Origin of the sequence: Bradyrhizobium roseum (assembly GCF_030413175.1) — a bacterium.
GTDB lineage: Bacteria > Pseudomonadota > Alphaproteobacteria > Rhizobiales > Xanthobacteraceae > Bradyrhizobium > Bradyrhizobium roseum.
This window is the reverse complement of record NZ_CP129212.1, coordinates 6,316,817-6,338,747: the sequence shown is the minus strand read 5'-3', so window position 1 is coordinate 6,338,747 and position 21,931 is coordinate 6,316,817. Positions and strand designations below refer to the sequence as shown.

Annotated in this window: 24 protein-coding genes; 5 read left to right on the top strand and 19 right to left on the bottom strand. The window is 64.5% G+C overall.

Annotated features, from left to right (window positions below; translation table 11 throughout):
* Positions 1-76: 76 nt before the first annotated feature.
* Positions 77-628: a sugar O-acetyltransferase gene (locus QUH67_RS30020; protein ID WP_300943105.1), complete on the bottom strand. Its 552-nt coding sequence runs from the start codon at positions 626-628 to the stop codon at positions 77-79.
* Positions 625-1,596 carry a bifunctional riboflavin kinase/FAD synthetase gene (locus QUH67_RS30015; protein WP_300943104.1) on the bottom strand — a complete coding sequence of 324 codons (972 nt, stop codon included), beginning with the start codon at positions 1,594-1,596 and terminating at the stop codon, positions 625-627. The genes QUH67_RS30020 and QUH67_RS30015 overlap by 4 nt, the downstream gene beginning before the upstream one ends.
* Positions 1,597-1,819: 223 nt before the next feature.
* Between QUH67_RS30015 and QUH67_RS30010 the strand changes: the two genes are divergently transcribed.
* Positions 1,820-2,215 (top strand): response regulator, encoded by a 396-nt coding sequence (locus QUH67_RS30010; RefSeq protein ID WP_057835874.1) that lies wholly within the window; start codon positions 1,820-1,822, stop codon positions 2,213-2,215.
* A gap of 148 nt (positions 2,216-2,363) precedes the next feature.
* On the opposite strand, the gene QUH67_RS30005 is transcribed toward QUH67_RS30010, so the two are convergent.
* From QUH67_RS30005 to uvrC, 10 genes are all read right to left on the bottom strand, one after another.
* Positions 2,364-3,218: a TIGR01459 family HAD-type hydrolase gene (locus tag QUH67_RS30005; protein WP_300943103.1), complete on the bottom strand. Its 855-nt coding sequence runs from the start codon at positions 3,216-3,218 to the stop codon at positions 2,364-2,366.
* Positions 3,219-3,233: 15 nt separating this feature from the next.
* Positions 3,234-4,694, bottom strand: coding sequence for an EAL domain-containing protein (locus tag QUH67_RS30000; protein WP_300943102.1), 1,461 nt, complete (start codon positions 4,692-4,694; stop codon positions 3,234-3,236).
* 162 nt (positions 4,695-4,856) lie between these two features.
* Positions 4,857-5,864, bottom strand: coding sequence for a YihY/virulence factor BrkB family protein (locus tag QUH67_RS29995; RefSeq protein ID WP_300943101.1), 1,008 nt, complete (start codon positions 5,862-5,864; stop codon positions 4,857-4,859).
* Entirely contained in the window at positions 5,864-6,457 is a 594-nt protein-coding gene (locus QUH67_RS29990; RefSeq protein WP_300943100.1) for a phage holin family protein, read from the bottom strand. Before QUH67_RS29990 ends, QUH67_RS29995 begins: the two co-directional genes overlap by 1 nt.
* An 86-nt stretch (positions 6,458-6,543) precedes the next feature.
* Positions 6,544-7,890, bottom strand: coding sequence for an aspartate aminotransferase family protein (locus QUH67_RS29985; RefSeq protein ID WP_300943099.1), 1,347 nt, complete (start codon positions 7,888-7,890; stop codon positions 6,544-6,546).
* A 103-nt stretch (positions 7,891-7,993) separates the two neighbouring features.
* On the bottom strand, positions 7,994-8,959 hold the full coding sequence (gene prmB, locus QUH67_RS29980) for a 50S ribosomal protein L3 N(5)-glutamine methyltransferase (RefSeq protein WP_300943098.1): 966 nt from the start codon (positions 8,957-8,959) through the stop codon (positions 7,994-7,996).
* The gene (locus tag QUH67_RS29975; RefSeq protein ID WP_300943097.1) at positions 8,959-9,426 is read right to left on the bottom strand and encodes a molybdenum cofactor biosynthesis protein MoaE; all 468 of its coding nucleotides are present in this window, start codon (positions 9,424-9,426) and stop codon (positions 8,959-8,961) included. The genes prmB and QUH67_RS29975 overlap by 1 nt, the downstream gene beginning before the upstream one ends.
* 9 nt (positions 9,427-9,435) lie before the next feature.
* On the bottom strand, positions 9,436-9,687 hold the full coding sequence (moaD, locus tag QUH67_RS29970) for a molybdopterin converting factor subunit 1 (RefSeq protein WP_300943096.1): 252 nt from the start codon (positions 9,685-9,687) through the stop codon (positions 9,436-9,438).
* Positions 9,684-10,298 carry a CDP-diacylglycerol--glycerol-3-phosphate 3-phosphatidyltransferase gene (gene pgsA / locus QUH67_RS29965; protein ID WP_300943095.1) on the bottom strand — a complete coding sequence of 205 codons (615 nt, stop codon included), beginning with the start codon at positions 10,296-10,298 and terminating at the stop codon, positions 9,684-9,686. Before pgsA ends, moaD begins: the two co-directional genes overlap by 4 nt.
* A 92-nt stretch (positions 10,299-10,390) precedes the next feature.
* On the bottom strand, positions 10,391-12,469 hold the full coding sequence (gene uvrC, locus QUH67_RS29960; RefSeq protein WP_300943094.1) for an excinuclease ABC subunit UvrC: 2,079 nt from the start codon (positions 12,467-12,469) through the stop codon (positions 10,391-10,393).
* 220 nt (positions 12,470-12,689) lie between these two features.
* Between uvrC and QUH67_RS29955 the strand changes: the two genes are divergently transcribed.
* Positions 12,690-13,310, top strand: coding sequence for an outer membrane protein (locus QUH67_RS29955; RefSeq protein ID WP_300943093.1), 621 nt, complete (start codon positions 12,690-12,692; stop codon positions 13,308-13,310).
* Between the two features lie 172 nt (positions 13,311-13,482).
* Here the strand turns inward: QUH67_RS29955 and QUH67_RS29950 are convergent, their stop codons facing one another.
* Both QUH67_RS29950 and QUH67_RS29945 read right to left on the bottom strand, forming a co-directional pair.
* On the bottom strand, positions 13,483-13,698 hold the full coding sequence (locus tag QUH67_RS29950) for a cold-shock protein (protein ID WP_300943092.1): 216 nt from the start codon (positions 13,696-13,698) through the stop codon (positions 13,483-13,485).
* 266 nt (positions 13,699-13,964) lie between these two features.
* The gene (locus tag QUH67_RS29945) at positions 13,965-14,825 is read right to left on the bottom strand and encodes a 23S rRNA (adenine(2030)-N(6))-methyltransferase RlmJ (protein WP_300943091.1); all 861 of its coding nucleotides are present in this window, start codon (positions 14,823-14,825) and stop codon (positions 13,965-13,967) included.
* 211 nt (positions 14,826-15,036) lie between these two features.
* On the opposite strand from QUH67_RS29945, the gene QUH67_RS29940 reads away from it, so the two are divergent.
* The gene (locus QUH67_RS29940; RefSeq protein WP_300943090.1) at positions 15,037-16,221 is read left to right on the top strand and encodes a calcium-binding protein; all 1,185 of its coding nucleotides are present in this window, start codon (positions 15,037-15,039) and stop codon (positions 16,219-16,221) included.
* Between the two features lie 139 nt (positions 16,222-16,360).
* Here the strand turns inward: QUH67_RS29940 and QUH67_RS29935 are convergent, their stop codons facing one another.
* Together QUH67_RS29935 and QUH67_RS29930 are read right to left on the bottom strand one after the other, a co-directional pair.
* Positions 16,361-16,975, bottom strand: coding sequence for a ribonuclease T2 (locus tag QUH67_RS29935; protein ID WP_300948223.1), 615 nt, complete (start codon positions 16,973-16,975; stop codon positions 16,361-16,363).
* A gap of 148 nt (positions 16,976-17,123) precedes the next feature.
* The gene (locus QUH67_RS29930) at positions 17,124-17,546 is read right to left on the bottom strand and encodes a hypothetical protein (protein ID WP_407080489.1); all 423 of its coding nucleotides are present in this window, start codon (positions 17,544-17,546) and stop codon (positions 17,124-17,126) included.
* A 205-nt stretch (positions 17,547-17,751) separates the two neighbouring features.
* On the opposite strand from QUH67_RS29930, the gene QUH67_RS29925 reads away from it, so the two are divergent.
* Together QUH67_RS29925 and QUH67_RS29920 are read left to right on the top strand one after the other, a co-directional pair.
* Positions 17,752-18,060, top strand: a complete 309-nt coding sequence (locus QUH67_RS29925; RefSeq protein ID WP_300943088.1) for a hypothetical protein — start codon at positions 17,752-17,754, stop codon at positions 18,058-18,060.
* A 104-nt stretch (positions 18,061-18,164) separates the two neighbouring features.
* Complete coding sequence (locus QUH67_RS29920) at positions 18,165-18,698, top strand: DUF3617 domain-containing protein (RefSeq protein WP_300943087.1); 534 nt, start codon at positions 18,165-18,167, stop codon at positions 18,696-18,698.
* A 227-nt stretch (positions 18,699-18,925) separates the two neighbouring features.
* Here the strand turns inward: QUH67_RS29920 and QUH67_RS29915 are convergent, their stop codons facing one another.
* Genes QUH67_RS29915 through QUH67_RS29905 form a run of 3 tightly spaced genes read right to left on the bottom strand, consistent with a single transcriptional unit; the run spans position 18,926 to position 21,626 of the window.
* Positions 18,926-20,314 (bottom strand): ATP-binding protein, encoded by a 1,389-nt coding sequence (locus QUH67_RS29915; protein WP_300943086.1) that lies wholly within the window; start codon positions 20,312-20,314, stop codon positions 18,926-18,928.
* Between the two features lie 20 nt (positions 20,315-20,334).
* Positions 20,335-21,051 (bottom strand): response regulator, encoded by a 717-nt coding sequence (locus tag QUH67_RS29910; RefSeq protein WP_300943085.1) that lies wholly within the window; start codon positions 21,049-21,051, stop codon positions 20,335-20,337.
* Between the two features lie 20 nt (positions 21,052-21,071).
* Positions 21,072-21,626 (bottom strand): MarR family winged helix-turn-helix transcriptional regulator, encoded by a 555-nt coding sequence (locus QUH67_RS29905; protein ID WP_300943084.1) that lies wholly within the window; start codon positions 21,624-21,626, stop codon positions 21,072-21,074.
* Positions 21,627-21,931 lie beyond the last annotated feature (305 nt).

Here is a 21,931-nt window from a genome sequence, read left to right as displayed (position 1 = left end):
TGCGCCGCGCAAACATGGGGGCTTTCCATAGCAGGGGGAGGGCCGAAGCGCAAAGGGCGAGCGGCCAGGCGCCGTATCAGGTCTGCCGCGGCCGGGCCGGGTTTCCAGCAACTGTGACGCCCGGGCCGACATCCCGGGTGACCACGCTGCCGGCGCCGATCACCGCTCCATCGCCAATCGTGACGCCCGGCAGAATGATGGCGCCGCCGCCGATCCAGACGTCGCTGCCGATTCGCACCGGGCGGCCGAACTCGAGGCCGGTCTTTCGGGTTTCGGCGTCGCGCGGGTGGTCGGCGGCATAGATCTGCACGGCCGGTCCGATCTGGGTGCGGTCGCCGATCGTGACTTCGACGACGTCCAGGATGACGCAGTTGAAGTTGAGGAAGACGCCATCGCCGAGATGGATGTTGTAGCCGTAGTCGCAGTGGAAGGGCGGACGGATAACGGCGTCCTTGCCCACGCGGCCGAGACGCTCGCTGAGCAAGGCGTGCCGCTCGGAAACCGGTGCCGCCAACGCCGCGTTGTAGCGCACCATCCATGTCTTGGCCGCAGCCTGTTCGGCGCCGAGTTCCTCGTCCGTGCGATAGAGTTCGCCCGCGAGCATTTTCTGCTTTTCGGTTTTGGTCAACCGATCGCTCCCAGCCGGGGAAAGGCGTCCGGCGCCGCGGCCAGTGCCGCGCGCGCCTTCGCGCTGTCGTCATCCATCTGGCGTATCAACGCTTCGATGGTGTCGAATTTCAGCTCGTCACGGATGAAGGCGATGAAGGCGACGTCGAGCGCGGTTCCGTAAAGGTCGCCCTTGAAGTCGAACAGGAACACCTCGAGCAGCGGCGCACCATTATCAAAAGTGGGGCGGCGGCCGAAGCTCGCCACGCCGTCGATGCGCTCGGAACCGCGACCGACCCGCACCGCATAGATGCCGTGCTTGAGGCTGCAATTCTTGTCGAGGCGGATATTGGCGGTGGGGTAGCCGAGATCGCGGCCACGCTTCTCGCCATGGATCACCTCGCCGCTGACGAACCACGGCCCGCCCAGCATGGCGGTGGCCTCGTCGATCTGGCCCTCCGCCAGCGCCATCCGGATCGCGCTGGACGATACCGGCCGCTCCTCGATGTCGATATGGGCCTGGACGTCGACCTCGATACCGAGCCGCGGCCCCTCGCTGACCAGAAGGCTCGGCGAGCCGGCGCGGCCCTTGCCGAAATGAAAGTCGTAGCCGACCGCGATGCCGCTGACGCCGAGGCGCTGGATCAGATCATGGTGAATGAAATCTTGCGCCGAGGTCCCGGCGCGGGTCTTGTCGAAGGTCATCACCACGGCCCCGTCCAGCCCGGTCCCGGCCAGCAGCCGCAGCTTGCTGGCCTCGTCGGAGAGGCGGAACTGCGGGCTGTTCGGGCTGAAAAAGCTGCGCGGATGCGGCTCGAAGGTCACGGCAAAGGCCGGCTTGCCGCCGGCCCGGCCCATCCGCAGGGCCGCGTCGATCACGGCCCGGTGCCCCAGATGGACGCCGTCGAAATTGCCCATGGCGACCACGGCCCCCCGGGGAATCGCGGCGGCAGGCGTGGTGTCTCGGATAACGGTGAATTCAGTCGTCATTTCAAGGATTCTTTAGGGGATTTGGGATCTCGGGGGCGCACGGTCGGACCGTGGCGCGGGGGGCCCTTCGAAGTCAAGCCGGGCAAATCGAGCTAAAACGAATGCAATCCGCCGTTCCCCGATTAACGCGCTGTTTAACGGCTGATGTTACAGCTTGGGAGAGGACTGCGGGTCGCGCAGGGCTATCGATAGATTGTGGCGTTAGCGTTGAGTGGGGGAAAAGATGGCGGTTGATTTGTCCATGCCGGTTCTGGTGGTCGATGACTACAGCACCATGATCCGCATCATCCGAAATCTTCTGAAGCAGCTCGGCTTCGACAACATCGACGATGCCAGCGACGGTTCGGCGGCGCTGAACAAGATGCGCGGCAAGAAGTATGGCCTCGTGATCTCCGATTGGAACATGGAGCCCATGACCGGCTACGACCTGCTCAAGGAGGTCCGTGCCGATCCCAACCTGGCCACCACGCCCTTCATCATGATCACGGCGGAATCCAAGACCGAGAACGTGATCGCCGCCAAGAAGGCCGGCGTGAACAACTACATCGTCAAGCCGTTCAACGCGGCGACGCTGAAGACCAAGATCGAAGCGGTCTTCCCGGACATGGCGACGGCGTAAGACGCCGCGAACACTCCGCTTCATCAGCAAGAATTTCCGTCATGCCCGGGCTTGTCCCGGGCATCAACGTTTTTGCTGCCGCAACCTGAGAAGACGTGGATGGCCGGGACAAGCCCGGCCATGACGACGCAGCGCTAGCCGCCGCTCGCTACCATTTGAGCTCGCGCATCAGCGCCCGGGGCGGATGGCCGAACAACTCCTTCACCGAGGCCGGATCGAGCTGGTCGATGCCCTCGAACTCCTCGGAATGGATGCCGCGGGTGAGGAAGAGGCAATCGATCCCGAAGCCGAGCGCGCCGGTGAGGTCGGTCCGCACCGAATCGCCGATCGCCAGCACCCGGTCGAGCGGGGTCGGTTTGCCCCGCCGTTCGGCGGCGAGCGCCATGGCGCGTTCATAGATCGGCCGGTGCGGCTTGCCGTAAAAGATCGCCTCGCCGCCCAGTTCGCGGTACAGCTCGGCGATCGCGCCGGCGCAATAGATCAGGCGGTCGCCGCGTTCGACCACGATGTCGGGGTTGGCGCAGATCAGCGGCAGCTTGTGCTCGCGCGCCTGCAGCATCATGCCGCGATAGTCTTCCGCCGACTCCGTCTCGTCATCGAACAGGCCGGTGCAGACGATGTAGTCGGCCTGCTCCAGCGGCGCCATGACGGCGTCGAGCCCGCGATGGATCGACGAGTCGCGCTCCGGACCGATCCAGAAAATTTTCTTGCCGGGATGGTCGGCAACGAAATTCCGCGTCAGGTCGCCGGAAGAGACGATGGCGTCATACGTTTCGTCGGCGATGCCGAGCTTGCGCAACTGGCGCTGCACGGAATCCGCCGGCCGCGGCGCGTTGGTGATCAGGATGACGGTGCCGCCGCGCTGACGATAGGTATGCAGTGCCGCGCAGGCCTCGGGAAACGACTCCAGCCCGTTATGCACCACGCCCCAGATGTCGGAGAGGATGACCTCCACGCCGTCCACGAGGTCGCTCAGCCGCTCCACGAAACGCAATGAGGTCATGGGTTTGAAAGCCCGTTAGCCCGGTCCCGCGGCGCGGCGTGCCAGTGCGGCATTGCCGGTCGCCCGCATCGGGGGCTCGGCGGCCGGGCCGGGCATGGGAACGGTGTTGCTGGAGCCATTGGACGCGCCGGATTCCTTGGTTGCGGGCGCCCCGCCGGTAGCAGATGCCCCTTCGGGCCGCAACGGCCGCGGCGGCGCAAATAGAAAGCCCTGGCCAAACCTGACGTCGTAGTCCAGCAGGTCCACTACCGCGCGCTCGCCCTCGATCTTTTCTGCGATCAGGTCGATGCCAAAGCGGCCGAGCAGGTCGGAAAGGTCGGACGGGTGGATGTCCGCGGTCGAGGCTTGCTTGGGGTCGAGCAACAATGCGGCCGGTACCTTGATGAAACGGACGCCGCGGTCGGCGAGGTCGCGCGGCTCGATCCGCAAATCGGTGACGTGGTCGATCGAGAAGCGGTAGCCGCGCTGCGACAAGGCCGCGAGATTCTCGATTTCGATCGGGCCGAGCTGACGGAAGGTGGCCTGCCTGAATTCGAGAATGAAGGACGGCGCCAGCGCCCGGTTGGCCTCGAGGAAGTCGAGGCATTGGGAGAAATTGGCGGGATTGCCGAGCGTGGCCGCCGAGACGTTGCAGAACACGCCGACGTCCTTGTTGCGCACCATCAGGCGACGCAACACCTGGACACAGCGCAGCATCACCATGTGATCGATCTTGCCGATCAGCCCGCCGGCCTCGGCCACCGAGATGAAATCGTCGGCGGCGAGAATCTGCTCCTTGTCGTCACGCAGCCGCGTCACCGCCTCGTAGAACCGAACCTTGCGCTGCGGCAGCGTCACCATCGGCTGCAGGTAGATGTCGAGCCGGTTTTCCTCGACGGCGTTCTTCACCGCGGCCAACAGCTGCGGCTGGCTGCGCGAGGGCGCAGCTTCCACGGCAACCACCGAAGCGGGCGGCTTGACGGGGGCGACCGGCACGGGCCTGGCATGGAGCGATGCCCGCTCGGCAAGCGCCGGTTGTTCCGCCGGCTCGGGATGCGGCCTGACAGATGGGGCGGGGGGAGCGGCCGCCGCGCTGGCAATCAGATCCTCATGGCTCGCCACCGAGATGGCCAGTTGCTTGACCAGCCCGCCGAGTTCGTTGATCTCGCCGAGCACGGCCTGGATGCGGTCGGAGTTGGTGGAGTTCGCCGATACCACCCGGCCCTCGATCGCGGCGAGCCGGCGGCCGAATTCGGCGACCTGCCGGGCGAGGTCGGCGGTACCGCGGGAAAGATCCGCGATCTGGCCGCCGACGTCGGAACGGTCGCGCAGCCGCATCGACACGGCGTTGTAGAGGATCAGGAAGGTCAGCGCGGTGAGCGCCACGATCGCCGATTCCGTGCCGTTGAAGCCGGCTACCGCGTGCAGGACCAGGCCGAGGGAAGCTGCAACCAGCACCATGCAGATGGCGATGAAAATCGTCGAAATGCGAATCATGCGCGCGCTACGCTCTCAGGTCCGAACTTTAGTTGCCCGGGAAAACACGGAAGTTTCGAACATGGTTCGCCCTGCGCTCCCCGAGCGCAGGCAACCTTAGCATCAATGTTGATTCGCAGAGCTAGTGTTCTTTTGACACGGCCGGAACTGGCGGCTGCAGCATCAAGCGGACTGACGCTCGATCTCCGAATTGAGCTCCGCCCCGAACAGCACGATGGTGGTCGACATCCACATCCACACCATCAGGCCGATGGCGGCGCCAAGCGAGCCGTAGGTGGCGTCGTAGTCGCCGAAATTCGAAAGATACCAGGACAACGCTGAGGAGCCGACGATCCACAGCACAGCCGCCGCGAGCGTGCCGGCTTCCATCCACTCCCACCGCGCCGCAGCTCTGTCCGGCCCAAACCGGTAGAGGACGCTCAACGCGACGAGCAGCACCGCGAATAGCAATGGCCAGCGGGCCAGGCTGAGGATGAATCCGCCGACCGGCCCAAGGCCGACGCGATCGAACGCCAGCGGAAACGCCACCACCGCGCCGACCATCAGCAGCAAGGCCGTGATGGCGCCGGCCGTCAGCGCAAGCGACAGCAAATTGAGCCGGATGAAGCTGCGCGTTTCGCGCACCGAATGCGCGACGTTGAGCGCGTCGATGATCGCCTTGACCCCGGCATTGGCGCTCCAGAGGGCAAGCGCGAGGCCGAACAGGAACGTTCCGCCGAGCGCCGCCGGCCCCTTGGCAAGCACCCGGGCAATCTGGTCCTGCACGATCTGGAAAGAGCCCTCGGGCAGCATCAGCGCCAGCGTTTGCAGGTTGGACCCGATGGTGGCGGGATCGGCGAACAGGCCATAGGAGGACACCAGCGCCGTCACGGCCGGAAACACCGCCAGCAGTCCGTAGAACACCACGCCCGCCGCGGTGGCGAGCAGACGGTCATCATTGGAGCGTTCGTACAGGCGCCACAGGATCGCTTTCCAACGCGCGCGCCCCGCCGCGGGCGGGTTGCGGGCCTGCACAAGTTGTTCGCGAGGCAGGGCGCCGGCAGGCACAATCGACAAATCCGTCGACTGGCCGCGCGATCCGGCCCGAAAATAGCGCTGTGCGGTCAGGACGAGGATGGCGGTCGCCGCCATCAGCAGCAGACGATTATCCTCATGCCGCGCGCGTGGCATCAAACGCCCGTTTGCCGTGCCTGCGCTCGCCTTCGCGTGGCCGCCCAGCCCAACAACGTCGCCGCCACGATGAGGCCGGCCTGAATGTTCCTGTTGCTGAGCGCCGGCTTTGATTGCGGTGCGCTGGTCGATGCGCGCGTGCCGGATGGTGGCGCCGAGGGCGCGAACGCGACCGCAGCGGCGCTGTCGCGCGCGGCTTCGATCTGGTCGGGTTTGAGTGGATTGGACTTGATCGCCACCCGAAGCCGGCTGGTGAGGGAGGGAAAGTGCGGCGGGGGTCGTTTCAGTCGGGCCGCGGCCACACCGGCGCAGATGGCAGCCAGTATCACCAGCAAGCCGCCGATCGCACCGAAAGCCCAAAATTGCCCGTAATGGATAGCGATCCAGCGATATAGCGCGATGGTGCCGACGAGGCTGGCGGCGATCAGGAAAACGCCGGCCGCAGCAAACAGTCCCGCAGCTACCGCATACGATGTCATGGTCCCGGTAGCCTGGCTGGTCCGGTCGCGAAAATAGGATCGCGTCGCTATCTTGATCTGGCTGAGTTTCAGTCCGATCCCGGCGCGCAGCAGGTTACCCGAGAGCGCAAGCATCTTCCGTCATCCTCCAGCGGCGGGAGGCATGATCGCCTCTGCCGCCGGGATGAACGCCGGGTGGTTTCGAAGGTTCCCGCCCGCGCCTACGCGGTCGCGCGGATCACCTTGGTGACCTTTTCGACGATCTCGCCGATCTGGTCTTCGGTCATGATCAAGGGCGGGGTCAGCACCAGTGTATCGCCGGCGACTCGCACCATCAGATCATTGTCATGAAAGGCGCTGTTCAGTCCGGCGAAACCGCGCTTGCCGGGCGCGTCCGCCACGGCTGCGAGATCGATGCCGGCGGTCAGGCCGACGGTGCGGATATCCACGACACCGGGCTCATTGCGCAACGACATCACCGCGTCGGCGAATTTCGGCTCAAGCTTGTTGGCGCGCTCGAACAGCTTTTCGTCGCGATAGATGTCGAGTGTGGCCAGGCCCGCAGCGCAGGCCAGCGGATGCGCCGAATAGGTGTAGCCATGCGCCAGTTCGGCGACGTGTTCCGGTCCGCTCATGAAGGCGTCATGAATGGTGTCGCGCACCAGCACGCCGCCCATCGGCGCGGCGCCGTTGGTGATGCCCTTGGCGAAGGTCAGCATGTCGGGCGTCACGCCATAGCGTTCGGCGGCAAAGGCGAAGCCAAGCCGGCCATAGCCGGTGATGACCTCGTCGAAGATGAGCAGGATGCCGTGCTTCTGGGTGATCTCGCGCAGCCGCTTGAGATAGCCCTTCGGCGCCGGCAGCACGCCGGTGGATCCCGCCATCGGCTCGACGATGACGGCCGCAATGGTGTTGGCGCCGTGCAAATTGACGATGCGTTCCAGCTCGTCGGCGAAATGCGCGCCATACTCGGGCTCGCCCTTGCTGAACGCCTGCTTGTCGCGGTCATAGGTTGCCGGCAAATGGTCGACGCCGGTCAGCAGCGAGCCGAACATCTTTCGGTTGCCGACGATGCCGCCGACCGACGTGCCGCCGAAACCGACGCCATGATAGCCGCGCTCGCGGCCGATCAGGCGGATGCGGCTGCCCTGGCCGTTGATCTGGTGATAGGCCAGCGCGATTTTCAGCGCCGTGTCAGCGGCTTCCGAGCCGGAGTTGCAGAAGAAGACATGGTCGAGGCCATCGGGCGCGAGCTCCGCGATGCGGCTGGCGAGTTCGAACGCCTGCGGGATGCCGAACTGGAACGGCGGCGCATAGTCGAGCGCCTCGGCCTGCTTGGCGATGGCGGATGCAATCTCGGTGCGGCCATGACCGGCATTGGTGCACCACATGCCCGAGGCGCCGTCGATGATTTTGCGGCCGTCGACCGTGATGTAGTGCATGCCTTTCGCGCCGGCGAGCAACCGCGGGTTCTTCTTGAAGGCGCGGTTCGCGGTGAACGGCATCCAATGCGCGGCGAGGTCGTTCGGAACGCTGACACCGGCGGGGCGGGGGCTCTTGTCCAGCATGGCGGCCTCTTTTCAGTTTGGGGGCGGATTGCCGCCAAGCTACCAGTTTCGCCGCCAAACCGGAACGCCAACGGGCCGTGATATTTCCGCGCAATCCGCCGGATCAGAGGTCGGCGGCGGCGATCCAGAACACTTCGCCCTCGGAATCCTCGGTGTCGAGCCAGAGCAGCGGCAGATGCGGATAGGCGTCTTCGAGTTGCGGGCGGCAGCGGCCGATCTCGCATAACAGCCCGCCCTGCGGCGTCAGATGCGCTTTGGCCTGGCCGAGGATGCGCCTGACGATGTCGAGCCCGTCAGCCCCGCCGTCGAAGGCAAGTTTTGGCTCGGCACGGCACTCGCGGGGCAGATCGGCCATGCCTTCCGCATCGACATAGGGCGGATTGGAAATGATCAAATTGTAGCGCTTGCCGTCCAGCGGCTCGAACAGATCGCCGCGGTGCAGCGTCAGCCGGTGCTCCAGCCCGTAATCCCGGACATTGCGTGCGGCGACTTCCATGGCACCCTTTGAAATATCCACCGCGTCGATTTCGGCATTGGGAAAATTCCGCGCCGCCAGAATGGCAAGGCAGCCCGAGCCGGTGCAGAGGTCGAGCACGCTTTCCACGCTCCCCGGGTCCGAGATCAGCGAGCCGGCATCCTCGTCGTCGCTGCCGCCGAAATGATCCTCCAGCAATTCGCCGATGAACGAGCGCGGCACGATGGTGCGCTCGTCGACATAGAACGGCAGGCCGCGCATGTAGATCTTGTTGACGAGGTAGGCTGCGGGTTTTCGCGTCGTGACGCGGCGCGCGATCAGGTCGAGGATCTTTCTGCCCTCGGTCGCGGTGACCCGTGCCATCGCAAAACTCTCGAACTGGTCGGGGTGCAGATGCAGCGCCTCGCAAACGATGAAGGCGGCTTCCGCGACCGGATCGGTGGTGCCATGCGCAAACACCAGCCTGGCTTCGAGGAAGCGGCTGGCGGCGTAGCGGACGAAATCGAGCAACGTCAGCAATTCGCCCGCACCGACCTTTGGGAGTTTCGAAACGGCCGGGCCGCGCTTTGCCGGGGGCTTGGTGCGTTTGGCCATCAGGGTTTGGTCCAGCGCGCGGCGGCGGCATCGTCATGGTCGCGCGCTTCGATCCAGCTCGTGCCTTTTTCGCTTTCCTCGCGCTTCCAGAACGGCGCGTTGGTCTTGAGGTAGTCCATCAGGAAGTCCGCCGCCTCGAACGCTGCCTGCCGATGCGACGACGCCGTCACGACCAGCACGATGTTCTCGCCCGGCGCGATGCGGCCGAAGCGGTGTATGATGGTGAGGCCCTGCAAGGGCCAGCGCGCCAGCGCCTCGTCGGCGTGGCGCCCGATCTCGGCCTCGGCCATTCCGGGATAGTGCTCCAGCGTCAGCGCGGCGATCGGTTCGCCGTTTTCGCTGCCGCGGCAGACGCCGCTGAAGGTAACAATAGCGCCCACGTCGGTGCGGCCCTTGCTCAGCGCCGCGATCTCCTGCGCGACGTCGAAATCGGCTTCCTGGATTCGGATGGTCGCGGTGACGGACATGGCTGGGGTTCAGCCGCCGGTCATCGGCGGGAAAAACGCAATCTCGCGCGCGCCCGCGATCGCCGCGTCCGGCTTGACATGCGCATGGTCGATCGCGGCGCGGATCACCTTCGGCTTCTCAAACGCGTAGGCATAGGCTTCGCCGCGGCTGGAGAGCCAGCCAATCAAGTCGGTTACCGTGCGCACGTCGGCAGGGGGCTGGACGGTTTCCTCGGCCACGCCGACCCGTTCGCGCACCCAGGCGAAATATTTCACCCTCATCCCTCATCCTCCTCGATGAGGTGATGGATGCCGGCGCGGAAATAATCCCAGCCGGTGTAGATCGTGACAAGCGCCGAGATCCACAGCAGGATGATGCCGATCAGCGTGGTCCAGGGCAGTATCGCTTCGCCGGCCTCGCCGGCGATCAGGAAGCCGATCGCCACCAGTTGCACCGTGGTCTTCCACTTCGCAAGCTGGGTCACGGGTACGCTGACGCGCAACGCGGCGAGGTACTCGCGCAGACCCGAAACCAGGATTTCGCGGCACAGGATCACGAACGCCGCCCACAGCGTCCAGCGATTGATGCTGCCGTCGGCCGCAAGCATCAGGAGGCAGGATGCTACCAACAGCTTGTCGGCGATCGGATCGAGCATCCGGCCGAAGGCCGATTGCTGGTCCCAGATTCGTGCATAATAGCCATCGAGATAGTCGGTGACTGCCGCGGCGAGAAAGACTGCCAGCGCCACCCAGCGCAGCCACAGTGGGCCATCCATGATGGATTGCCAATAGATGCAGCCGACCACCACCGGAATGGCGGCGATGCGCGCGTAGGTCAGGATATTCGGCAGGGACAGACTCTTGGTTTGTCCCCTGGTGGTCGCAATGTTCATCCGTCTTACCAATACCGCTGGAGCGTGAAGGTCAACCGTGCGGGCCTAATTCATCTGTCGCAGGAGACGCCCATGTGAAACCCGCACTCCATTTAACCCGGCTGTGCATGGAAAAACTCGAAAATCTTGCGGGCACTCTCGGCGCTGACGCCGGGAACCTTGCCAAGGTCCGCAATCGATGCCCGTTCGATCTCCTTCAGCGTTCCAAAATGATGCAGCAAGGCACGTTTCCGTGACGGGCCGATGCCCGGAATTTCCTGCAGGCCCGCCTCCCGGATGTCCTTTTTCCGCAGCTTGCGGTGCGAGCCGATCACGAAGCGGTGCGCCTCGTCGCGCAGCCGCTGGATGAAATACAGCACCGGGTCGCGCGGCTCCAGCTTGATCGCCTCACGGTCCGGCATGAACAGCGTCTCCCGCCCGGCATCGCGTTCCGGGCCTTTTGCCACGGCCATCAGCGAGACCCGGGCAAGTCCGAGGCCCTCGAAAATCTCCCGCACGGCATTGAGCTGGCCGCGGCCGCCGTCGATGATGACGAGATCGGGCCATTGTGGAAATGAATCATCGTCGGCCTTGGCCGTTGCAGCGTCGCCCTCCGGCGGCTTCAACAGCCGCTTGAAGCGCCGTTCCAGGACTTCGCGCATCATCGCGTAGTCGTCGCCGGGCGTCAGTCCCTCGGACTTGATGTTGAACTTGCGGTACTGGTTCTTGATGAAGCCGTCCGGTCCGGCCACGATCATTGCGCCGACGGCATTGGTGCCCTGGATGTGGCTGTTGTCATAGACCTCTATGCGCTTCGGCACCTGCGGCAGCCCGAGCGTGGTCGCCATGCCCTGCAGCAGCCGGCTTTGGGTCGCGGTATCGCTGAGCTTGCGGCCGAGCGCCTCGCGCGCATTGGTCAGGGCGTGGGCGATCAGTTCCTTCTTCTCACCGCGCTTCGGTGTCGAGACTTCCACCTTGAAGCCGGCCTTGACCGAGAGTGCGTCCGCCAGCAGCGCGCTTTCCTCGATCTCGTGCGACAGCAGGATCAGCTTCGGCGGCGGCTTGTCGTCGTAGAATTGCGCGAGGAATGCGCCCAGCACCTCCTCCGGCGTGAACGATTTCTCGGCCTTCGGGAAATAGGCCCGGTTTCCCCAGTTCTGGCCGGTGCGGAAGAAGAACACTTCCACGCAGGAATAGCCGCCCTCCTGATGGATCGCGAACACGTCGGCTTCTTCCACGGTGCGCGGGTTGATGCCTTGCTGCGACTGGATCGCCGACAGTGCGGCGAGGCGATCGCGATACAGCGCCGCGGTCTCGAATTCGAGCTCGGTGGACGCCTTCTCCATCTCACCGGCGAGCAACTGCTTCACGGCATGGCTGCGGCCGGACAGAAAGTCGCTCGCCTCGCGCACCAGCTCGCCGTAGCCGGGGAAGTCGATTTCGCGCGTGCAGGGGCCGGAGCAACGGCGGATCTGATAGAGCAGGCAGGGCCGGGTGCGGCTTTCGAAAAAGCCGTCGGTGCAGGAGCGGATCAGGAAGGCGCGCTGCAGCGCCGTGATGGTGCGGTTGACGGCGCCGGCGTTTGCGAACGGTCCGAAATAACGCCCGGGTCGCGATTGCGCGCCGCGATGTTTGAGGATCTGCGGCGCCCAATGGTCGCCCGTGATCAGAATGTAGGGGAACGACTTGTCGTCGCGCAGCTGCACATTGAAGCGCGGCCGCAACTGCTTGATCAGATTGGCTTCCAGCAGCAGCGCTTCGGTCTCTGTCGTCGTGGAGATGATCTCCACCGTCACGGTCGCGGCGATCATCCGCAGGATGCGCGCCGGCAGCGGCGCGTTGACGCGCGCGTAGGACGAGAGCCGCTTGCGTACGTTTTTGGCCTTGCCGACATACAGCACGTCGCTGGCGGCATTGAGCATGCGGTAGACGCCGGGCGAGGTCGGCGCCAGCCGCACCGCGTTCTCGATGGCGGCGTGTCCGACCGCCAGCGTGCCTTCGGCCATCGCCTCAGCCGCTTCATCGCCGGCATCTTCAGCCGTTTCCGGCAGCCGCGCCTCGTCGTCCTCCTCGGCGACTGTCGTCGCGGGGTCGACGTCGGCGGCGGTCAGTTCCTGCGGCGGAAGATCCGGCTGAGAACCCCGCCGCGCCTTGCGCGGGGGCTCCGGTCGGTCGGTCGAATCGTGATCCATGGGCCTAAATTAAGCGCTGAGGGGCGGCATCGCCAGCGCTCGCGTCGAACCTGCGAATGCGTCGGTAACCCATTGTTAAGAATGATGAGCGGGCGGTAACCCGGCTTAACAAGCCTTTAACTTAAAACTCTCGATAAATCTTACACGAAAAGCATGGAGTTCCGTAACCACGCCGGTGTCTTGCCTGGCCTGGTTCGCGGCGGTTGCGTGGAGTTGCGTGATGAAAAGGTCTGTATTTGGCGCACTGGCGCTGACCGCCGCTTGCTGGACTATGCCCGCAGGGGCGGCCGACTTCTACGGATCGCGCGCACCCTATACCGTCAACCAGCCGCTCAACGCCTATAGCTGGGCCGGTCCCTATCTCGGCGGCAACCTCGGCTATGCCTGGGGTTCGGTCGCCAACAATCCGACCAAGCCGTCCGGCTTCGTCGGCGGTGTCCAGGCCGGCTACAACTGGCAGAACGGCGGCTTTGTGTTCGGTCTCGAAGGCGACATTCAGGCCACCGGCGCCGAGGAAACCTTTGCGCCTTGGAAATTCTCCAACCCCTGGTTCGGTACGGTCCGCGGCCGCGCCGGCTATGCCTTCAACAACATCATGTTCTTCGGCACCGGCGGTCTTGCTTTCGGCGAATTGCGCGCCACCACCTTCGGCCTGTCGGAATCCCACACCAATGCGGGCTGGACGCTCGGTGCCGGCGCCGAGATGGGTTTTGCCCCGAACTGGAGCGCCAAGATCGAATACCTCTATGTCGATCTGGCCAACAGCAACTTCGTCATTACAGGCGCGTCAAATGGCTATCGGTTCGGTGTGGTTCGCGCCGGCGTGAATTATCGGTTCTGAGAACAAAGAAACGGCCTTCTATCGACTCCCGGCGGCCGCAAGCCGCCGGGATTTTTTTGTCTGCAGGCTGGGTCAGCCGTGCGCGCGTCGCATGGCGCAACGCTCTGGGTGGCCATGCCGTGCCCAGCGAAACATTCGAAGCCAAATCAGTCCGCGTCCAAGCAAGCGGCGTTTACGATGAAATCATCAGGTTGACCGCCTTGGGGCCTTTGCCCTTCTTGTCCGGTTCGACCTCGAACGTAATGCGCTGTCCTTCCGCCAGATCCTTCAGTCCGGCCCGCTCGACGGCGGTGATGTGAACGAACACATCGCGGCCGCCATCATCGGGCTTGATGAAGCCGTAGCCGCGTTCTCCATTGAAGAACTTGACTGTTCCAGTCATGGCCATCGGGAAACTCCTCCCCCGTATTGCTCCGCCGCTACGCGCAATTCGCGTAACCGCCGACCGGACATTCGCTGCCGGAAGCTGTGGCCACCTGAGCCGGCCGGAATCACGTCCCCGACCGACCTGGATTTTATTTCGGCCTTGATCACTCCGCCGCAACCATTCGCGGAAGCGGAACGTAAAGCCAGTCCCAACGGTCTGAGCATAATACGGGTTTGCGCGAATTGCCTATATGGCGAATAGCACTTTTCGCGTGACCGGCGGGGTCTTCAGGGCTTGGGCGTCTCCAGCCTGAACCTGCCGGCGCCGCCCTGGCCGAGCGGCTTTTCGAGTTCGGGCAGGATGGTTTTCAACTCGGCCGCCAGCGTCCATGGCGGGTTGACGATCAAAAGCCCCGTGGAGGTGAGGGGCCCGCCGGCCGCCTGCGGTGCGACGCTGAATTCGAGCCGCAGGCACTTGCCGGGCGGCTTGCTGGCGCCGGCTGCGGCCGCGACGAGCCGTGCGAGGGTATCGGTGGCGCGGCGGCTTTTCACTGGATACCAGATCAGATAGCTGCCGGTCGGCCATTTCGCGTAGGCCTCGGCGAAGCCGTCGGCGAGCGTTTCGAACTCGTCTTTTTGCTCGAACGAGGGATCGATCAGCACCAGGCCGCGCCGTTCGTTGGGCGGCACGAAGGCCGGCAACGCCGTCCAGCCGTCGAGATCGACCACCCGCGCCTGGGCGTCGCGGCGCAGCGCGTCGATCAGCTGCCGGCGGGCATTTGGCTCGATCTCGCAAGCCGTGAGGCGGTCCTGCGGTCGCAGCAGCGCCCGGGCGATCAGGGGCGATCCGGGATAGGCCTCGAGCTTGCCCGGTGCGTTGAACGCCCGGACGATATCCAGATAAGGGGTCAGCAGCGGCAGCGCGCTTTCCGAAAACCGCGCCTGCATGACCCGTGCGATACCGGTGAGCCATTCGCCGCCGCGGCGCGCTTCATCGCTGGTCAGATCGTAGCGGCCGGCGCCGGCATGGGTGTCGATGACGCGAAACGGCGCCGGCTTCTCCTGGAGGTAGGTCAGCATCCGCACCAGCACGATGTGCTTGATGACGTCGGCAAAGCCGCCGGCGTGGAAGGCGTGTCGGTAGTTCATTGTTAAGCAGTTACGACATTGCGGCGCGAAAAGTAACCCGTGTCGTTAAAGCCGCGCGCGGCGGGACGACGTGTCCGTAACGGAAGTCAGTAGATTGCCGGAGGCCGTCGATCGCTAGCCTTAACCGATCATTTCGGTCTCGAGCGTATTCTCCGGTTCCGTCCAGAACAGACGAGGGAAGTTGCTTATGAGTACGATTGCAGCCGCCTATTTGTCCTATACGGCCTTTTCGATTTCCCAAACCAGCACCGCCGCGGCGGATGCAGGTACCAGCAAGGGCGTTGCCGCAAGCACCGCATCGTCACTCTCGTCTTCATCGGTGTCCGTGTCGGTCACCAACGTCACCATCTCTCACCGAGCCAAGCAGCTGTACGCCCGGGCATCGGCGGAACGGCCCGTGGTCGATCGGCTGCAGGCACAGATCGACGCCCTTCTTGCCGACAGGTCGGGCGCGCGCCGCGGCCGTGAGGCCGGAGCGTCCGCCAGCCTGGACTTCTTCAAGATCATCGGTGGTAGCGGGGACGACATCATCAGGACCGGTGCTAGGCCGGTCGCGATCGAAGCCGGCGCCGGTAACGATCTGATCGACACATACGGCCAGGCCGTTGTCTCCGCCGGCGCGGGTGATGATACTGTGAGCACCTATGGTCATTCGACCGTCGAAGGCGGCGATGGCAACGATCTCATCAATACCTACGACCATGCCAGCGTTTCGGGCGGCAACGGAAACGACAAGATCGCCACCTATGGTGACTCCGTCCTGTACGGGGGCGCAGGCGACGACGTTCTCAGCGCCTATGCCAATTCGCTTCTGAGCGGGGGTGCGGGCGACGACAAGCTCAGCGCCTACGACAATGCCACGCTCGACGGTGGCGACGGCGACGACAGCCTCAGCGCCTATGACAACGCCAGCCTGACCGGCGGCGCCGGCAATGACCTCATCGAAGCCTACAACCATGCCGATGTCGATGCCGGCTCCGGCAATGACGTCGTCAGAACCTACTCATATGCAACGGTGTCGGCCGGCGATGGCAATGACCGGGTGGCGACCGATGATCATTCCGTTGTCGACGCCGGCGCCGGCGACGATGCGATCCAGGTCCGCAGTTCTTCCACGGTGACCGGTGGCGCCGGTAACGACAGCATCAGCGTCACGGGCGAAGGCACCACGGTCCATTTCGCCAATGGTGACGGCAACGACGTCATTGACGTCAATGGCCACAATGTCGATCTCGCGATCAGCGGCTATTCGCTGAACGACGTCGTCCTCACGCAGCAGAATGGCCAGGCCGTCGTGAACTTCAAAGGCTCCGGCGATTCACTGACGTTCGATCTCGGCGGTGCTGGGTCGGTACGACTCAGCTTCGCTGGCGGCAGCGTGGATATCAAGGCCTGACAGGCTTTGGCGGAGATAAGGCCCGGCCATCCACGTGCCCTGCAGACGACGATAAGGCCGTGGATGACCGGGACCGCAGATGCCCGAAGGCTGTCTGCGTAGAACAGGCCGCCACGCATCGGCATGGCGGAAGGGAAATTCAGCCGCCTCGCACCGGCGGCATCACCACCTCGTCGCGGCGGCAGGCGCGGCGGTCGGTTTCCTCGCAGGCGCGGAATTGCATGTCCTTGCTCATGCAGATCCGCACCTCGCTGAGGCGGCGGCTGGGGCACATCACTGAAATCGCCGAACGGCTGAGTCCCGGGTTGATCTTGATGAAGGCCTCTTCGAGATCGTCCGGCGCGATGGTCTTCTGCGTCGCCAATTGCAGAAATTCCTCCGGGATCTTCACCGCGGCGCGCGCCTTGCGGACGCTCTCGAAATAGGCCCGCGCGCCGAGGCCGGAACAGGTGCCGTGCTTGTCCCACTCGTTGAAGATCAGCCCGGGCGCCGGCATCAGGTCCAGCATCGAAGTCATGATGTTGCGGTCGAGCCGCGGCGACGGGCGCTGGCAATATTCAGGAAAGCCGCGCTCATATTGCGGCCACAGCCCGTGGACCACGAACGAGTAGGGCCGTTCGCACTGCACCTGCGCGCGCCCGCTGTTGCCGCGCTCGGCCGCCGCCTCGCAGAACGAGGGCGACCAGGACAGGGCAAGGACGTAAAAATCGAACTCGCCCGGCGCGTTCTGCCGGCGGTCCTGCGCCCGCGCCATGTCGGCGAACACGACAAAAAGCGCCAGGGAAATCACAATCCGCGAAATAACGAGGAATCGATACATTGGACGGCCCTCTACCCGACTACCGGTAGCCTAGCAGAGAACAGGAACATTTCAAGAACAAAATTCGACTGGCCGCCGGAAATCAGGGCTTCGCAGCCCGGCAGCCGGGGCCGTAGGCCCAGTTGCGGTCGAGCCCGGCCACGCACCAATCGACGCCCTGTCCAAAACCGGCGAACCCGCCATCCTCGACGATCGAGAAGTGCACCGCGCGCATCTTGCCGTCGCTCAGCATCACGTCACCGCTGCAATAGCGGCGCGGGATGTTGTCGGACTGCCAGGGTCGGAACGCGGTCTCACGGACCCGTCCGAAGCCGGTGATGACGAGCGACGAATTCCAGAACTTGCCTTCCTTTTCCTGGAACTGCGAAGCGATCGTCGGCAGTGCCCGCTCGCATTCGCCGACGCGACCGTCATATTTCGGGCCGAACAGCCCGAAATTGAGCTCCAGCGGGTTGGCGGCCTGCGCGGCGGGGCTGCAGGCCAGCACGGCGAAAGCTGCCGCCATCAGGCCGAATGATCGCAAGAATGTGAATGGGTTGCGCATGGGGAATCCGCCGGTAAGCCAACGCGCGAGACGGTGCCGCGAAGCCCTGATGAGGTCAAGTGCAGCACGGCAACACCTGACGGCCAACTCCGCCTCGTGCTTCAACCATTCTTTTCACGGCCATCGGCGCACACTATGGTGAGGGTTGAGCGAAACGGAGTCTGCGATGCGAAAAATTATGGCGGCGTGTCTGGTCGCGATGTCCCTGGTCGTGATGGCGGGTGCGCCAGCGCAGGCGTTCTGGCTCGATATCGACACCGTACCGCCGGTCAAGGGCAATGACACCGGCGGGATCATCGCCTATCCGCTCGCGATGCAGGCCGATGCCCGCCAGATCGCCGTCGACCACTGCGCCCGCTATGGCAAGGTGGTGAAGTTCCTCGGCGTGCAGGCAAATTATGGCGGCTACGTCTCCTTTGCCTGCCGCTGGGTGCCCTATGGCGCCGCCGAGCGGCCGCTGCGCGCGCTGTATTGAGCGCTGCCGGCCCTGATTTTCCGAGCTGACATGTTTTTGCCACGCGAGGCGTGTGTTCACGTCGCGCGAGGATATGTCATTGAAGATTTAGCGGGAGCCCGCCCATGAGACGATTTTTTGTTTGGTCCCTTTCTGCCGCCGGCCTGCTGGCCCCGCTCAGCGCCGGCGCGGTGGAACTGCCGGTACGCAAGGCCGGGCTCTGGGAGATGAAGGTGCAGAGCGCGGGCGCGTCGAAGCCCGAGATGACGATGCAGCAATGCACCGACGAGACCACCGACAAGGACATGAGCACGTCGTTCTCGCCGATGGCCAAGGAGATCTGCTCCAAGCAGGACATCCAGAAGACCGCGACCGGCTATGTCAGCGATTCCGTCTGCGGCGTCGCCGGGATGACGATCAAGTCGCGTGCCGAGATCATCGGCGATTTCAATTCGGCCTACACGGTGAAGTCGACCTCGCACAGCGAAGGCGGCATGGCCGGCACCGGGCGCGACAACGCGACGACGATTGAAGCGAAGTGGCTCGGCGCCTGCAAGGGTGACCAGAAGGCCGGCGACATCATGATGCCCGGCGGCATGAAGATAAACATCAAGGACATGGACAAGCTGAAGGCGCTGATCCCGAAGGCGGCGAAGTAGGGCGCTGCAGGCGCCCGAATGCAAAATATCGAAAACAACCCCATGCACAGTAGGATTGGAACGGCGCGTAGCGGTCCCGCGGTGTCTTCAACCTCGCCCCGCTCTTGCGGGGAGAGGTCGGCGCATAGCGCCGGGTGAGGGGAGGCTCCGCGTACTCACGTCTATCGAATTTGCTGAGGCAGCCCCTCACCCCGACCCTCTCCCCGTGAAGAACGGGGAGAGGGGGGCTACACCGGCACCCTGACCGCTGCCCGCAGGCCGCCCATCGGGCTGTCGCTCAGCGTGATGTCGCCGCCGTGCGAGCGGGCGATGTCGCGGGCGATGGCGAGCCCCAGGCCGGTGCCGCCTTCGTCCTGGTTGCGGGCGTCGTCGAGCCGCAGGAACGGCTTGAACACTTCCTCGCGCATGTCGGCGGGAATGCCCGGCCCGTCGTCGTCGATCGTGACGGTCAGATAGCGGTGATCGCGGTGGCCGGTGATGGCGACCGTTTTCGCATAACGCGCGGCGTTGGTGACGAGGTTGGCGATGCAGCGCTTGAACGCGGCCGGCTTCACCGTCACCACAGGCAGGCCGTGGAAGGTCACCGTCGCGACATGGCCATGGCGTTCCGCATCGCTGCGCAATTCCTCCAGCGCCATCGCCATGTCGGTCGGCTGCGCGACCTCGCCGCTGTCGCCGCGCGCAAACGCGAGATAGGCCTCCAGCATGCCGGACATCTCGTCGACATCCTTGCGCATGCCGTCGACCTCGGGACTGTCGCCGATCAGTGCGAGTTCGAGCTTGAAGCGGGTCAGGATGGTGCGCAGATCGTGGCTGACGCCGGCCAGCATGGCGGTGCGCTGTTCGATCGAGCGCTCGACGCGGGCCTTCATCTCCAGAAATGCCTGCGCCGCGCGACGCACCTCGCGCGCGCCGCGTGGGCGAAAATTCGGCTCCTCGCGGCCCTTGCCGAAACTTTCGGCGGCGTCCGCCAGCCGCAGGATCGGCTTGATCTGGTTGCGCAGGAACAATACCGCGACGATCAGCAGGATCGAGGAGGTGCCGAGCATCCAGAAGATGAAGATCTCCGATTGCGACGCGTAGGCCCGGCTTCGCTGCGCGAACACCCGCATCACGGCATCGTCGAGCTGGATGCGGATCTCGACCAGGTTGGACTTGCCGACGGTGTCGATCCAGAACGGACGGCTGACCTGGCGGCTGATCTGCCCGGAGAGCGACTGGTCGAGCAGTGAGAAGAACGGCTTTGGTCCCGGCGAGGGCATGTCGCCCGGCGGAAGGAAATCGATCACGAGCCCAAGCCGCTGCTGCGCGATGCGCTTGAGTTGCGTGCGATCCTTGTCCTGCGGAAAGGTCTTGTAGATGTCGATCAGGCCCGCGATATCCGCTACCACGGCGGCCGACAGATGCCGTGTCACCGTGTTCCAGTGCCGCTCCATGAACACGAAGGCGACCACCGTCTGCAGCATCACCATCGGCACGATCATGATCAAGAGCGCGCGGGCGTAGAGGCCGGTCGGCATCCAGCCCTTGAACGCGTTGCCCATCCAGCCGTTGGCCTTCGACACGCGCTGCGACGCGTTGCGGATGATCGTCAGGCCGGTGTCGAGCGTGCTCATGGCGCGAAGTTCATGTCGGCTCAGGGCGACGCGACCAGGCGATAGCCGATGCCGCGCACGGCCTGCAGGAACAGCGGATTGGCGGGATCGCGCTCGATCTTGCGGCGCAGGCGGTTGATCTGCACGTCGACCGCGCGCTCGTTCACCGTGCCGCCGCCGGTCAGCGCCGCGCGCGGCACGGTGTCGCCGGGCGCGACCGCGAGGATGCGCAACATTTCGCGCTCGCGATCGGTCAGATGAATGATCTCCTCGCCCTGGCGCAGTTCGCCGCGCTCGAGATGAAACAGGTAAGGGCCGAACGCGATCTGCTCCAGCGCCTCCACCGGCGGCGGCGCGGAGCGCTTGAGGATGTTGCCGATGCGCAGGATCAGTTCGCGCGGCTCGAACGGTTTGGCGACGTAGTCGTCGGCGCCGATCTGCAGGCCCTCGATCCGCGCCTCCGCCTCGTGCCGCGCGGTCAGCATGATGATCGGCACCGAGGACGAGGTGCGGATGAATCGCGCGAGATCAAAACCGGTTTCTCCGGGCATCATGACGTCGAGGATCAGCAGATCGAAATGCAGGCCGAGCAGCTTTGCGCGGGCGTCGCTGGCGCTCGAGGCGGTGGTGACGCGATAACCCTCGCCGGACAGAAACCGCGACAACAGGTCGCGGATGCGGCGGTCGTCGTCGACCAGCAGCAGATGCGGGGCGTCATCGGCCAGTTGTTGGGGGGCGCGCGCGGCGGCTGTAGCCATGGTTGCTCCTTGCGCCACGGTCACTCCCGCGGCTTCCTGGCGCCGGTTCCGAAGATCGCTTCCAACACCTTGTCGGGGTCATCGCGATCGATCATCGCGCGCAGGAACTGGCTGATCGCGGCGACGCCCTCGGGACTGATGTCCCGGAGCGCGCGGGTGATGCGATCGGTCTGCAGCCCTGCGAGCTTCACCACCAAGGCTTCGCCCTTGGGGGTGGCGTAAAGAAGGCGCTGCCGGCGGTCGTTATTGCCGGTCTTCTGGATGATGTAGTCCTCATCGAGCAATTGCTTGAGCACCCGGCCGAGCGACTGCTTGGTGATCCGCAACACGTCCAGGAGATCGGCGACCTTGAGGCCGGGATAGCGGTAGACGAAATGCATCACCCGGTGATGGGCGCGGCCGAAGCCGAATGCCTCCAGCTCCTGGTCGGCATCGCCCACGAAGTCGCGGTAGGCGAAGAACAGGAGCTCGATGATATCCCAGCGCAATTCACCGGCCCGCGGGGCAGGGGTTGTGCCGGATGCCGCCTGCGAATCAGGGGTGGAGGGATCCCGTGAGAAATTTATGTCAGTCATGTTGACATATCTTGGGTTCAATGTTACAAAACTGCCAGCCACGACGAAACTTTAAGTCGTTTCGAACATGGTGACGTGTCAGGCAGCCGGGAAAAGCCAGCGATGGCGGCAACGGCCGCAAATGGACTACCGTGCGATTGTCGAGCGGCATTTCGGCAAACATACTGGACTTCGGCATCCCGCAAAAGCATGTCCTCACCCGACATGACGGCAACGGAAGCCGGCCGCAAGGCTGGCGATGATGAAGTCCGGAGCGCTGTGAAGTCCAGACCTATTGAGCAGGCCGGCCCGGAAAAGGCAGGCCG

Bases quoted from the DNA above. Each gene is read 5' to 3' on its own strand.
- QUH67_RS29920 (WP_300943087.1), top strand. From the start codon at position 18,165: ATGAGACGATTTTTTGTTTGGTCCCTTTCTGCCGCCGGCCTGCTGGCC.
- QUH67_RS29995 (WP_300943101.1), bottom strand. From the start codon at position 5,864: ATGCCACGCGCGCGGCATGAGGATAATCGTCTGCTGCTGATGGCGGCG.
- moaD (WP_300943096.1), bottom strand. From the start codon at position 9,687: ATGAGGGTGAAATATTTCGCCTGGGTGCGCGAACGGGTCGGCGTGGCC.
- QUH67_RS29985 (WP_300943099.1), bottom strand. From the start codon at position 7,890: ATGCTGGACAAGAGCCCCCGCCCCGCCGGTGTCAGCGTTCCGAACGAC.
- QUH67_RS29910 (WP_300943085.1), bottom strand. From the start codon at position 21,051: ATGGCTACAGCCGCCGCGCGCGCCCCCCAACAACTGGCCGATGACGCC.
- QUH67_RS29950 (WP_300943092.1), bottom strand. From the start codon at position 13,698: ATGGCCATGACTGGAACAGTCAAGTTCTTCAATGGAGAACGCGGCTAC.
- QUH67_RS30000 (WP_300943102.1), bottom strand. From the start codon at position 4,694: ATGATTCGCATTTCGACGATTTTCATCGCCATCTGCATGGTGCTGGTT.
- QUH67_RS30005 (WP_300943103.1), bottom strand. From the start codon at position 3,218: ATGACCTCATTGCGTTTCGTGGAGCGGCTGAGCGACCTCGTGGACGGC.
- QUH67_RS29925 (WP_300943088.1), top strand. From the start codon at position 17,752: ATGCGAAAAATTATGGCGGCGTGTCTGGTCGCGATGTCCCTGGTCGTG.
- QUH67_RS30010 (WP_057835874.1), top strand. From the start codon at position 1,820: ATGGCGGTTGATTTGTCCATGCCGGTTCTGGTGGTCGATGACTACAGC.
- QUH67_RS29935 (WP_300948223.1), bottom strand. From the start codon at position 16,975: ATGGCGCGGGCGCAGGACCGCCGGCAGAACGCGCCGGGCGAGTTCGAT.
- QUH67_RS29990 (WP_300943100.1), bottom strand. From the start codon at position 6,457: ATGCTTGCGCTCTCGGGTAACCTGCTGCGCGCCGGGATCGGACTGAAA.
- QUH67_RS29945 (WP_300943091.1), bottom strand. From the start codon at position 14,825: ATGAACTACCGACACGCCTTCCACGCCGGCGGCTTTGCCGACGTCATC.
- prmB (WP_300943098.1), bottom strand. From the start codon at position 8,959: ATGGCCAAACGCACCAAGCCCCCGGCAAAGCGCGGCCCGGCCGTTTCG.
- QUH67_RS29930 (WP_407080489.1), bottom strand. From the start codon at position 17,546: ATGGCGGCAGCTTTCGCCGTGCTGGCCTGCAGCCCCGCCGCGCAGGCC.
- QUH67_RS29975 (WP_300943097.1), bottom strand. From the start codon at position 9,426: ATGTCCGTCACCGCGACCATCCGAATCCAGGAAGCCGATTTCGACGTC.
- QUH67_RS29915 (WP_300943086.1), bottom strand. From the start codon at position 20,314: ATGAGCACGCTCGACACCGGCCTGACGATCATCCGCAACGCGTCGCAG.
- QUH67_RS30015 (WP_300943104.1), bottom strand. From the start codon at position 1,596: ATGACGACTGAATTCACCGTTATCCGAGACACCACGCCTGCCGCCGCG.
- QUH67_RS29905 (WP_300943084.1), bottom strand. From the start codon at position 21,626: ATGACTGACATAAATTTCTCACGGGATCCCTCCACCCCTGATTCGCAG.
- QUH67_RS29955 (WP_300943093.1), top strand. From the start codon at position 12,690: ATGAAAAGGTCTGTATTTGGCGCACTGGCGCTGACCGCCGCTTGCTGG.
- uvrC (WP_300943094.1), bottom strand. From the start codon at position 12,469: ATGGATCACGATTCGACCGACCGACCGGAGCCCCCGCGCAAGGCGCGG.
- pgsA (WP_300943095.1), bottom strand. From the start codon at position 10,298: ATGAACATTGCGACCACCAGGGGACAAACCAAGAGTCTGTCCCTGCCG.